Annotated in this window: 11 protein-coding genes and 1 pseudogene; 3 read left to right on the plus strand and 9 right to left on the minus strand. The window is 40.9% G+C overall.

The window, feature by feature from the left end; genetic code table 11:
* Nucleotides 1-182: 182 nt before the first annotated feature.
* Nucleotides 183-599 carry an IS200/IS605 family transposase gene (tnpA, locus tag BUQ89_RS04990; RefSeq protein ID WP_074202513.1) on the minus strand — a complete coding sequence of 139 codons (417 nt, stop codon included), beginning with the start codon at nt 597-599 and terminating at the stop codon, nt 183-185.
* Between the two features lie 30 nt (nt 600-629).
* Here tnpA (BUQ89_RS04990) and BUQ89_RS04995 point away from each other — a divergent pair, with 30 nt between their 5' ends.
* On the plus strand, nt 630-1,862 hold the full coding sequence (locus BUQ89_RS04995; protein ID WP_074202514.1) for an RNA-guided endonuclease InsQ/TnpB family protein: 1,233 nt from the start codon (nt 630-632) through the stop codon (nt 1,860-1,862).
* Nucleotides 1,863-2,445: 583 nt separating this feature from the next.
* Here BUQ89_RS04995 and folK read toward each other — a convergent pair.
* From folK to BUQ89_RS05030, 7 genes are all read right to left on the minus strand, one after another.
* Complete coding sequence (gene folK / locus BUQ89_RS05000; protein WP_028462488.1) at nt 2,446-2,820, minus strand: 2-amino-4-hydroxy-6-hydroxymethyldihydropteridine diphosphokinase; 375 nt, start codon at nt 2,818-2,820, stop codon at nt 2,446-2,448.
* On the minus strand, nt 2,813-3,169 hold the full coding sequence (gene folX / locus BUQ89_RS05005; protein WP_028462487.1) for a dihydroneopterin triphosphate 2'-epimerase: 357 nt from the start codon (nt 3,167-3,169) through the stop codon (nt 2,813-2,815). Before folX ends, folK begins: the two co-directional genes overlap by 8 nt.
* A 191-nt stretch (nt 3,170-3,360) precedes the next feature.
* The gene (lptG, locus tag BUQ89_RS05010; RefSeq protein ID WP_083399581.1) at nt 3,361-4,422 is read right to left on the minus strand and encodes an LPS export ABC transporter permease LptG; all 1,062 of its coding nucleotides are present in this window, start codon (nt 4,420-4,422) and stop codon (nt 3,361-3,363) included.
* Between the two features lie 2 nt (nt 4,423-4,424).
* Nucleotides 4,425-5,492, minus strand: coding sequence for an LPS export ABC transporter permease LptF (gene lptF, locus BUQ89_RS05015; protein WP_028462485.1), 1,068 nt, complete (start codon nt 5,490-5,492; stop codon nt 4,425-4,427).
* A 60-nt stretch (nt 5,493-5,552) separates the two neighbouring features.
* Nucleotides 5,553-6,389, minus strand: a complete 837-nt coding sequence (locus BUQ89_RS05020) for a nucleotidyltransferase family protein (RefSeq protein WP_051537767.1) — start codon at nt 6,387-6,389, stop codon at nt 5,553-5,555.
* Nucleotides 6,390-6,392: 3 nt separating this feature from the next.
* Complete coding sequence (locus BUQ89_RS05025) at nt 6,393-7,547, minus strand: hypothetical protein (RefSeq protein WP_036574107.1); 1,155 nt, start codon at nt 7,545-7,547, stop codon at nt 6,393-6,395.
* Between the two features lie 396 nt (nt 7,548-7,943).
* A complete protein-coding gene (locus BUQ89_RS05030; RefSeq protein WP_074202515.1) occupies nt 7,944-9,176 on the minus strand; it encodes an RNA-guided endonuclease InsQ/TnpB family protein in 1,233 nt (410 codons plus the stop codon).
* A gap of 31 nt (nt 9,177-9,207) precedes the next feature.
* Between BUQ89_RS05030 and tnpA (BUQ89_RS05035) the strand changes: the two are divergent.
* Nucleotides 9,208-9,623 (plus strand): annotated as a pseudogene (gene tnpA, locus BUQ89_RS05035) (IS200/IS605 family transposase).
* Between the two features lie 269 nt (nt 9,624-9,892).
* Here the strand turns inward: tnpA (BUQ89_RS05035) and BUQ89_RS05040 are convergent.
* Nucleotides 9,893-10,339, minus strand: coding sequence for a hypothetical protein (locus BUQ89_RS05040; RefSeq protein ID WP_028462424.1), 447 nt, complete (start codon nt 10,337-10,339; stop codon nt 9,893-9,895).
* Nucleotides 10,340-10,672: 333 nt separating this feature from the next.
* On the opposite strand from BUQ89_RS05040, the gene ggt reads away from it, so the two are divergent.
* Entirely contained in the window at nt 10,673-12,376 is a 1,704-nt protein-coding gene (ggt, locus tag BUQ89_RS05045) for a gamma-glutamyltransferase (RefSeq protein ID WP_051537745.1), read from the plus strand.
* Nucleotides 12,377-12,419 lie beyond the last annotated feature (43 nt).

The following is a 12,419-nucleotide window of genomic DNA, read 5'->3' on the forward strand; positions in this document are numbered from 1 at the left end:
CGATTAAATGTGGCCGTCTCGTCTGCAGTTGGCCATATGAAAATAATGCAGCTTACAAATAGACACTACATCTCTGCCACGGTAATGGATTTTAATGATTAATCAAGAAATATTTTTTTATCAAATAGCGCGTAAAACTTCGTCCTTCAGGGCGGAGATATAAGCGCACAGGCGAAGCCTGTTTAATGCGGTCTTTGCTGTTGTTCAATATATTGCTTAATAATCGAGAGTGGTGCTCCACCACAACTACCCGCAAAATAGCTTGGACTCCAAAGCATATTACCCCAAAGCTTATTTTTAATTTCGGGATAATTCTTTTTGCGAATAAGTCGGCTTGAAACGCCTTTCAAACTATTTACCAAGTTAGAAATAGCAATTTTTGGTGGATAGTTAACTAAAAGGTGAATATGATCATGCTTACCGTTAAATTCCACCAATTCTGCTTCAAAATCCAAACACACGTTTTTAAATATTTCTTCCAAATCAATTAATACCCTTCCGGAGAAAACATCTCTACGGTATTTTGTTACAAAGACCAAATGAACATGAAGATTAAAAATACAATGTCTTCCTGTTCTTACATCGTTATCAACTTGCATAGACTAATTCCTTTTTGTATAATTATAACCATGAAGCAGATTATACGCAAAGCCTTTAAATTTCGACTCAGTCCAAATTCTGACCAAATACAGAAGATGGTTGAGTTTGCGGGTGCTAATCGGTTTGTTTGGAATAAAGCCTTAGCAATGAATCTGTTCAGATTAGAGCAGAAACAGCCATTGCTTTGGTACAACGAGTTGTCATTTTGGCTAAAGCTATGGAAATCCTCAGAAGATTATGGATTTCTAAAAACCGTTCATTCTCAACCGTTGCAACAAGCCTTAAAAAACTTAGAAAAAGCGTTCAAAGGCGGTTTTGATAAAAAACAGCCTTTAAAACGGATTCCAAAATTCAAGAAAAAAGGTTTGAGTGACAGCTTTCGTTATCCACAAGGATTTAAGCTGGAGCAAGAGTCTAGCAAAGTGTTCTTGCCTAAAATCGGTTGGGTGAAATATCGTAATTCACGCCAAGTCATTGGTGACGTTAAAAATATGACGATTTCCCGTAAAGGCGGTTATTGGTACGTGTCGATTCAGACTGAGTACGAGACCGAGCTAAAGCGTCATAGCTCAACCAGTATGATTGGTGTTGATATGGGCGTTACCCGCTTTGCAACCTTGTCAGACGGCTCATACGTAGAACCTTTAAACAGTTTCAGAAAGTTATCAAAGAAACTGGCTTTTGAACAGCGTAAGCTGTCTAAAAAAGTCCGTTTCTCTGCTAACTGGAAAAAGCAGAAACAAATCATTACCCGACTGCATGAGCGTATTGCCAATGCTCGTTTAGACTTCTTACACAAAACCTCAACCGAAATCAGCAAAAATCACGCAATGGTCGTAGTTGAGAATTTAAAGATAGGAAACATGTCTAAGAGTGCCAAGGGCAGTGTTGAAAAGCATGGTAAAAACGTCAAAGCGAAATCGGGTCTAAACAAATCCATTCTTGACCAAGGATGGGGAATGTTCCTTTCGTTCTTGGAGTATAAACAGGCTTGTTCAGGCGGGGATGTATTGAAGGTAAACCCTCAATACACCTCTCAAACCTGCCCTAGATGTCAACATGTTAGTCGTGACAATCGCAAAAGCCAAAGTGCTTTTGAATGTACAGAATGTGGATTTAAGGCCAATGCCGACTTGGTAGGTGCCTTGAATGTACTTGAGCGAGGACATCGCTTGTTAGCCTGTGGAGTTGAAACGTTAGTTTCGTCTAAGAAGCAGGAACCAGTAGGCAGTAGCAATACAAACCTACTCTTAACGGCTTAATAAGTCGCTAGGAATCCCCTTCGTTTAGGAAGGGGAGGATGTCAAGCAACGTTACCAAGCATATTGTCAGAATAACTGATTCTGAAGAATCTAATATCGATAAAATAAAAAATCTGAATATTATGGATGTGGCTAGAATATGGTACCCGATAGGCTTTTAGTGATCTTGTGTTTTTTCTGAATTAACCGGCTTTGTAGTATTTATTTTCCATTTAAGTCAGAGGGTAGGAGCAAACAATCTCTTCAGGAATCGATCACCGGGCGAGACTTTTGCAAAAGCCCTCGCCAGAAGTTTTTAACTATTGATTGCAAAGAATTAATCTTTCAACTATTGGGGTTTTGTAAAGGTCTCTGGGCTAGTTTTATGGCCGACGGAGCGCGTGGTATGTACACCCGATTGTCTGTGTTACGACGCGCTTGTATTATTCATTTATACTGGATTGATTACTCGGATAAGGTAATGCCGATTTCAGTTGTGATAGCGAGGCATTCATATGTTTTTCTGTTAGTAGACTGAAGTGTCAGGATTTTTAAATAGACCTTAAGTAAGCTGTTTCTATTAAAAACTATTTTGTCAGTCGATTTATTTTTGCCATACTTCATGGACGGAGTTTTTGATAAAGTCTCTTGTGTAATAATCATTATCAATAATTTTATTATTCCAGACCACAATATCCAGGTCAATGACTCTTGGACCGAATTTAGGGAGGGAGCGGTCTCTGCCGAGTCTGTCTTCTAGATTCTTTAGATATTGAGTCAACGCTTGTTGTGATATAGCGGTCCGGATTCTTACTGCGCCGTTGATAAAATCGGCTTGATCGGTTATTCCAATTGGTGTGGTTTTTACCCATGAAGATGTGTCGATTACATTGACTTTCTGTTTTAAGAAGATGAGTGTCTTTCTTATATTTTCTTCAGGGTTAATGTTGGATCCAATGCTCAGGATGCAGTCATTCATGCCTTGAAGCTTCCAATTCTATCGAAACAGACTCAGCAAAACGTAAGGCATGTGGTTTATCTACCTCTACTTTTGCGAAACGTACATTTTTGTTGATCATGATTTCATCCAGAATAGATTGTGTCAGCTTTTCTAACATTCTAAATTTCTGGTCCTGAACAAGAAAAATTATCTTTTTGGTAATGGTTTTGTAATCATATGATTCATCTACAGAGTCATTTCTTATTGCATTGTTCAGATTTACATCAATCGTCATATTAATAATGACATCTTGTTTATTAGCTATTTCTTCTGAGTTAAAGCCAATATAAGTTCTTAACAATAAATTTTTAACGCGGATTATTGCCATGATGGGATTATCTCGAAGTCATATTTTGGATATTTGAAAGTATAATAATCAGAAATTAATAAAATGAAAAATCTCATTTTTAGGTATTTCGAGATAACCCCCATGAGTTATGGATTATTTTCCGCAATAATAGTCATCCAGGCAAAAGGAGCGGTTTTAGTATTGCGTTATTTTTCTTGAAGTAAATAATATTACATAATTCGCCTAAGCCATAAATTAGCGATTAGAATTAAGAATGATCCGGGCAAGAGCGCCGTAAAGGCTGGATTTATATGGAACAATAAGCCTACATTGGCAATAATCTGGTCAAGCAGGTAAACAGCGATTCCCATGATCGCAGCAAATACGAGCTTATTACCCAGACCTGAACGAATCGAGCCGAAAACAAAAGGAATTGAAAGGAGTAGCATGGCTATTGTCATTAGTGCGCTGCCTGCTTTTCTCCATAGAGCAAGTGCATAGGAGTCCGCTTCTTGACCGGTATTACGCAAGAAATCTACATGACGGAATAGTTCAATGGGTGACAGGCTTTCGGGTGGTTTGGTCAGGGTCGAAATATCTTCAGGATTGAGAAATGATTGCCAGCTTACTGAGCTTGCAGTAGTTGATAAAATTTGATTGTCTGTGAATGTTCTTACAATAACATTACTTAGTCGCCATAGATCATTTTCAATAATATCGGCATATTGAGCCTGAGTATGTGTTAATAAAAAACCATCCTTATCAAGGTGCAATATCTCAATATCGGCCGCTTTTTTGGCATGTAACATCTCACCAATTCTCAAGATATTCTGTTCATTTCTGGTCCATATTCCAAGACCTCTGCCTAGTTCCGCACTTTGTTCTAGTGCGACTGCACGATGTGAAATGGCTTTCTGTTGAAGCTGTGGTGCGACAAATTGCTCTAATGCCGCAATGAAGAACAGAAGAAGCAAGCCAATCCAGAGTGGTGCCCGGCTGATACGAATGGGTGAGATGCCCGCGACGCGCAATGCGATCAACTCAGAATGGACGGCTAACTTTCCGAGTGCTGCGACTGTTCCCAATAAGGCGACAAATGGAGCAATTTGAATAAATCTGCGTGGCAGTAGCAGCGCTGTGTATAAAAAGGCATCTTCGACGCGATAAGTACCCTTGCCAACGTCATCTAGTTGATCTAATAAATCAAAAAAGCTAAATAACGGTAACAGTATTGCTGTAGCAATAATCAGACCGATAAAAACTTGGAGAGCAATATAGCGATAAATGATCATTATTAACGTGAGAGTCGTTTCTGCACGGGTCCGAATGAAAGTAATCCGAGGCCGCCGGCCATCAGTAAATATAACCACCAAATACCGGGCATGCTGCTGACGACGCCTTGCTCAACCCAGGTTTGAGCTAACCCACTCAGATTATAGTAAATTGCGAAAACCATGGCAGCTATAAAATAGGTTCTGTCACTTTTGTCTTGACGTGGAGCCGTGCGAATGAAAGATGCGGCAATTAAAGCCAATAGAATCGTTGCGATAGGACGAGAAAGCCGCCATTGTAATTCGGCAATTTCTCGTGGCTGATCCGATTCCCATAAAATTCTTGTCGTCGTCGCTTTGCGTCTATAGTTTGAAACATCGTTAATGTCGGTAAAATAGGTCATTTTCTCAAATTTAATGACATCATCTTTTGTCGCGGCATGTGTGAGTCGATAAATATAGCCATCGGATAATTGTATGCGTGGCCGTTGATTAGGTGTTAACTGCTGCTGTGCTTCTTTAGCTACGATGATCTCATTGTGATCATTTTTCTTGATATAGTGGAAAATATTGGCCATTTGATTGTTAGCATCATCTTTGTTGCGCACATAAATCACTCTGCCACTATTTACACTGCCATAGAAGCGTCCCGCCTGAAATCGATTGGTATTTAATTCGGCTTCTGCCTGTGCATTCAGAATATAGCTTTCGGCATATGCCCATGGGCGTAGGTAGATAGACAGAATGCCACTGATGATTCCAACAGGAATGGCTACAATAAGCACGGCGTATATGATCCGTTTTCCACTGACGCCAGAAGAGCGTAATACATTAATCTCCTGATCTTTATTGAGTCTTCCTAGACCAATAATGACAGCAACGTAAAGTGCGATGGGAACCAATACTTCCAGGGCAATTAAAGTTTTGAGTAATACAAGTTTGAGCATGGCTGAGAGACCCAGTGTCTCGGTTACAGCACCTGCCAGGAGTCGAGCGCTACTGAAGCTAGCAAATAGCCCTGTTAGAAGGACTACCACCACCATAAATGGTATCAATAATTCGCGCGAAATATAGCGTTCAATTATTTTCATGGATTTATTTTGTTAATTGCGGCGCACAGTATTGGTGGGCAATGATGTAATCAAAGGAAGCTAAGTAGATTTATTTTGATTGTGAGAAGAAGCCGCTGTTTTTGTTAGGATCATCTCAGCAAACTGTAAATCTTTAACGCTGTCGACATCAATGCCCGCTTGTGGGTCCGGTAATATCACCGCTTGTATATTCACTCTCGATTTTTCCGAAACAGCCTTGAGTGCTTGTTTCAGTGTTAGAGAACCCAGTAAATATGCTAGTACCATTCGTAGACCAAGAATTTGTAAGATTAACCGCCAAGGGCGTTTGCGCATATCTTCTGCTTGCCGCCAGAAAGTAACCAGCTCACGCCCTCGGGGGTTAAATGTAAACAGGTTACAGCCACAAAAGCCACCATCCCGTAGTCGTGTGACGGTCCGTTTAGTACCTGGAAAAGCTGTCATCATATCTTCGTGCTTGACCAGTCCCACAGTAGCATCCGCATTAGCGGCATAAGATTGATTCAAAAAATATTCCAGCGTTGTTGGCGTTAATAAGGCGTGGTCCGCTGTCGTTAACAATACCGGTGTGTCTTTATCTAACAATTTAAAACCGCTTTCAGCGCTGCGCGCAGGAGAGTTAAGATTGGGTAGCCAGGTGACTTGACCAGACTCAATGCGATGTTTTAATTCCGGACAGGCGGGCAGAAATGATTCTGGGGGACCGCATAGAATTGTCGATGAGACTAGATCGCTTGCTGCTAATACATCGAGTACACGAATAATCATTGGTGTTCCGCAAACGGGTGCAATGGCCTTACAAGGCACGCCCGTGTACAGGGTAATCGGGTCATTGGCGGTACGATCCGCGGCTAGTACCAGTGCAGTAAATCGCTTGTTTCGTTTTATTTGAGTCATTGATTACAGTGTCTTTCCATAAATACGATAGCGCTTATATTGCTTACTGCCGATACTGCTCAGAATACCGCGCATAGCTTTATTGCTTTCCAATATCCATGACATTTCAACTTCTTTGATACCGCGAGAAAGTCCGGCTTGCCGTGGCGCATCGATTACCATGAAAGCTAGCGCCATGCCGAGCGGTGTATTATGAAATTGCTTACGGACACCCATAAGGGGAATGCGAGCAGTGTGAATTTTTTTATTTCGAATTTTATTAATTAATTTGGCCCAGCCGAAAGGAAATAAATTACCGTTGAGTTCGGAAAATATTTCATTGAGATTGGGTAGCACTATCATGAAGGCTGCAGGGATACCATCAACTTCGGCAATTTGAATAAAATCATTCGGCACCAGTAAACGCAGGCTATTACCAAGCTCGGCGAACTCTGTTTGAGTAAACGGAACAAACCCCCAATTGTCTGACCAAGCATCGTTGAATATATCACGTATCATTTCTATTTCTTGATTAAATTTGTTGCGTTGTAGTGGCCGTAATCGTACTTGCTTGGAAAATTTCTGTATAAGCGCTTGCATTACATGTGGCGTATCAAAGTCTACGCGTACCCAGTAAGCGAGTAAATCTTTTACTGCTTGATAGCCTTGCTCTTCGAGCAGCCGACTGTACCATTGTGGTGAATGTGGCATCATCACGACGGGGGGGGTGTCAAAACCATCTACCAGAATACCGCACTCCTGATTAATGGAGAAGTTAAAGGGGCCGGTGATATAACGGGTATGTCGAGCAGCTAACCATATTTCAGCATGCAGCATGAGTGCTGAAAATACTTCGGTATCATCCACACACTCGAGCAGATTGAAATGACCGGTATCTTCACCATAACGTTCGCGATGAAGCGAATCAATATGCGCCCCAATTCTACCGACGGGTTGATTTTCCCGATAGGCAATCCAAGCCTGCCACTCTCCATGTTTGAAGAAAGGGTTGAACCTGGAAAAATGAAAGCGTCTTTCCAGGCGTAACGGTGGAACCCACACAGGATCATTGATATAGATATGCCAGGGCACATCAATAAATGTGCTCATATCGCGATAAGACATTACTGGGCGAACAATCACTGTTGTAGAGATAGGTGGCTTGGTTTTGTTGTTCATGGTAGGTACGGAGATAACATGATTGAGACCTTTGCAAAACCCCAATAGTTGAAAGATTAATCCTTTATAACCAATAGTCGAAAACTTCTGGCGAGGGCTTTTGTAAAAGTCTCGATTAAACAGTAAAGCGGATAGCGCATTATAGCGATTATAGAAAATCCGGGCCGTATTGTTTGGCTAAGAATGAATGAAAGGTATCAGGCGCATCCGGGTACGTGGCCTGGGTAGGGTGAAAGTCGACTGACTTATGTAAAATTAAGTCAGTGTGCTATTTGGAAATTTCATGCGTTTAGGAATCAAGCTACTTTGATGCGCCTTGTCCATTGATTCCGAATAGGCTAAGAAAACAGGTTGACATCCTCCCCTTCCTAAACGAAGGGGATTCCTAGCGACTTATTAAGCCGTTAAGAGTAGGTTTGTATTGCTACTGCCTACTGGTTCCTGCTTCTTAGACGAAACTAACGTTTCAACTCCACAGGCTAACAAGCGATGTCCTCGCTCAAGTACATTCAAGGCACCTACCAAGTCGGCATTGGCTTTAAATCCACATTCTGTACATTCAAAAGCACTTTGGCTTTTGCGATTGTCACGACTAACATGTTGACATCTAGGGCAGGTTTGAGAGGTGTATTGAGGGTTTACCTTCAATACATCCCCGCCTGAACAAGCCTGTTTATACTCCAAGAACGAAACGAACATTCCCCATCCTTGGTCAAGAATGGATTTGTTTAGACCCGATTTCGCTTTGACGTTTTTACCATGCTTTTCAACACTGCCCTTGACACTCTTAGACATGCTTCCTATCTTTAAATTTTCAACTACGACCATTGCGTGATTTTTGCTGATTTCGGTTGAGGTTTTGTGTAAGAAGTCTAAACGAGCATTGGCAATACGCTCATACAGTCGGGTAATGATTTGTTTCTGCTTTTTCCAGTTAGCAGAGAAACGGACTTTTTTAGACAGCTTACGCTGTTCAAAAGCCAGTTTCTTTGATAACTTTCTGAAACTGTTTAAAGGTTCTACGTATGAGCCGTCTGACAAGGTTGCAAAGCGGGTAACGCCCATATCAACACCAATCATACTGGTTGAGCTATGACGCTTTAGCTCGGTCTCGTACTCAGTCTGAATCGACACGTACCAATAACCGCCTTTACGGGAAATCGTCATATTTTTAACGTCACCAATGACTTGGCGTGAATTACGATATTTCACCCAACCGATTTTAGGCAAGAACACTTTGCTAGACTCTTGCTCCAGCTTAAATCCTTGTGGATAACGAAAGCTGTCACTCAAACCTTTTTTCTTGAATTTTGGAATCCGTTTTAAAGGCTGTTTTTTATCAAAACCGTCTTTGAACGCTTTTTCTAAGTTTTTTAAGGCTTGTTGCAACGGTTGAGAATGAACGGTTTTTAGAAATCCATAATCTTCTGAGGATTTCCATAGCTTTAGCCAAAATGACAACTCGTTGTACCAAAGCAATGGCTGTTTCTGCTCTAATCTGAACAGATTCATTGCTAAGGCTTTATTCCAAACAAACCGATTAGCACCCGCAAACTCAACCATCTTCTGTACTTGGTCAGAATTTGGATTGAGTCGAGATTTAAAGGCTTTGCGTATAATCTGCTTCATGGTATATAATTATACCAAAAGGAATTGGTCTATGCAAGTTAATAACGATATAATAGCAGGAAGACATTGCGTTTTTAATCTTCATGTTCATTTGGTCTTTGTAACAAAATACCGTAGAGATGTTTTCTCCGGAAGGGTATTAATTGATTTGGAAGAAATATTTAAAAACGTGTGTTTGGATTTTGAAGCAGAATTGGTGGAATTTAACGGTGAGCATGATCATATTCACCTTTTAGTTAACTATCCCCAAAAATTGCTATTTCTAACTTGGTAAATAGTTTGAAAGGCGTTTCAAGCCGACTTATTCGCAAAAAGAATTATCCCGAAATTAAAAATAAGCTTTGGGGTAATATGCTTTGGAGTCCAAGCTATTTTGCGGGTAGTTGTGGTGGAGCACCACTCTCGATTATTAAGCAATATATTGAACAACAGCAAAGACCGCATTAAACAGGCTTCGCCTGTGCGCTTATATCTCCGCCCTGAAGGACGAAGTTTTACGCGCTATTTGATAAATAATTAAATTGAATGGCGCGTATTTTTTATAGCCATGCCTGGTATTCATGAAGCTGACGAACTATTTCAATTAGGGCAGAGAACTATAAAATCATAGATAATTCATCTGTCGGGAGATAATATCAAATTAGGTGCTTTAACAGATTGATTGCGAAACAGCGGGCTTCTAAAAACACAAATAGCATAGAGTAATTATTTATACTTTAGATGATAGTATGCTGTAACAAATCAGAAACCAGCTTATGAAAAACTTCTTTTGGATCCTGTTCAGTAGAGGACTGCTCAGCGGCAACGCATTTTTCATCTGTAATGCTATAACAAAAATCGCAATAGTTATTCCAGGCCGTGTTATAACTGAGTAGACGATCTTGCGGAATAAAGATTCTCAGAATCTCAAAATTCTCCTGCATTTCAGGCAATCTATCGCAAAGATAAGTATTGATATTTACTGGCCAGTTTACCGGCTTTGGATACATGCCAGACAGCTCTGATTCGATGGTATAACGAAAATTATGGATAGCATCAGCCCGCCGTTTTCGGTTGAGGACTTCAACACTTAAAGCAATAATGCCCAGTATGCCAAATAGAATAAAAGGCCATAGTGGCACTGTTTCAAAATATCCAAATATTTGATCAGAATATTCGCTCAAGTTTTTCTCGATATAATAAATAAAGTTTTTCTTCGGATAAGCTTTTTTAAAAGCACATCCGGCTTCAGTGATTATGGCAAACTAAGTGAAAAAAGAGATCTTCCTAGTAATGGGTATGTCTGCGGTTTTTCTCGTTTCACTTAGGTGACAAATCAACCCTTTAAACCAACTCTTTAATCTGGCAAATTTCAGATTAATATCACGCTATTTATCCTATCTTGCCATAGGAAAGAATATGTATCAATATGGATTTTCCATCTAGAGGTAAAATTTAAGGAAAATAGCCTGTGTTGAGTCTGTTAAATGATCTTTTCGATTTAAAATAATAAATAAATGCAGAAAAAATTTGTAAAGATATTCGTTCAAACGCAAACGGGGTTCTGCTGGATATTGTCGGTATTGTTGTTTGTCATTTCGACAAATGCCACTGCTATATATCCAGCGGCAATTGTATCGGCTCATCCGTTAGCGACTAAGGCGGGTGAAGCGGTACTTGCACAGGGCGGTAATGCATTCGATGCGGCAGTCGCTGTGAGTGCGGCGTTAGCAGTAGTCGAGCCTTTTGCATCGGGGTTGGGTGGGGGTGGCTTTTGGTTATTACACCGTGCTAGTGATGCCAGAGATATTATGATTGATGGGCGTGAAACTGCGCCTGGAAAAGCATTTAGTGGAATGTATTTAGATGAGAAAAAGAAGCCTGTAAAAGGTGCCTCACTCAATGGCCCGAGTGCCGCTGCGATACCGGGTGTGCCTGCTGCATTGATTTATATTAACGAACATTATGGTCAATTATCATTAGAGAAGACGCTTGCACCAGCGATCCGCCTAGCGCAGGATGGGTTCAGCATAGATCAACGGCTGGCCAGAACAATTGAGAATCATCAGAACAAGCTGCGCCAAAATCATCTTGCGGCACGGATTTTTCTGCATGGAGGAAAAGTGCCTGTTTCAGGTTGGTTATTACGCCAGCCGCAGCTTGCTGCTACCTTGAGAAGCATTGCGACACGAGGTGCAGATGGTTTTTATGGTGGCCATGTGGCTCAAGAGATGGTTCGATCTGTCAGGGAGGCCGGTGGGATATGGCAATATGAGGATCTGGCGGATTATCGTGTAGTTGAGCGTAAGCCAATTCAATTTACTTATCGTGGAACACAGATTACATCCGCATCGCTGCCCTCTGCAGGTGGATTGACTCTGGCACAGGGCCTCAATATGCTTGAGCATTTCCCGGTATCAGAATTGAGTGAATGGGATAAGATGCATTTAATTGCAGAAGTACTGCGATTGGCTTACCAGGATCGCGTTGAGTATCTGGGCGATAGCGATTTCATTAGCGTTCCTGAAAAACGGCTTATGAGTGCGTATTATGCTCGCCAGCGCGCTGCTCGGATCAGTTTGGATCGGGCAGGCTCTTCCAGTGCTGTGTACCCTACCGAAAGAGAGTCGGAAAAAGGAACTGAAACGACTCATTTTTCAGTGATTGATATAGAGGGTAATCGAGTCGCAGCAACGATCAGTATCAATACATTCTTCGGTTCTGGTTTTATTGCAGGAAATACCGGGGTATTACTGAATAATGAGATGGATGATTTCTCAATGGGTGATAATGTGCCTAATATTTTTGGCTTGTATGGTAGGGAAGCGAATGCAATTTTGCCAGGGAAACGTCCTTTATCCAGTATGTCGCCGACCTTTGTAGAGAATGAAAACGGTATATTGATTATGGGTACGCCGGGTGGCTCGCGTATTATCAGCATGCTTTTGTTGGCGATTATTGATTATGTTGATAATCAACAGCTTGATCCGTATAAACTGGTTTCTCGTCCTCGTTTCCATCATCAGTATTTGCCCGATCAAATTGAAATTGAGCCAAATGCGTTTGATGAGAAATTGATAGCTAAGTTGTTACAAAAAGGGCATGTAATAAAAACTGCAACACGACAATGGGGAAATATGCAATTAATTTTCTTCGATAAAAAAGAACAAAAATCTTATGTAGCGAGTGATCCACGAGGTTCTTTTGATACACGCTATTAGACTGAAAAAAGGGTACGTAATTTGCCGATACGAAAATAGAATT

Source organism: Nitrosomonas cryotolerans ATCC 49181 (assembly GCF_900143275.1).
GTDB lineage: Bacteria > Pseudomonadota > Gammaproteobacteria > Burkholderiales > Nitrosomonadaceae > Nitrosomonas > Nitrosomonas cryotolerans.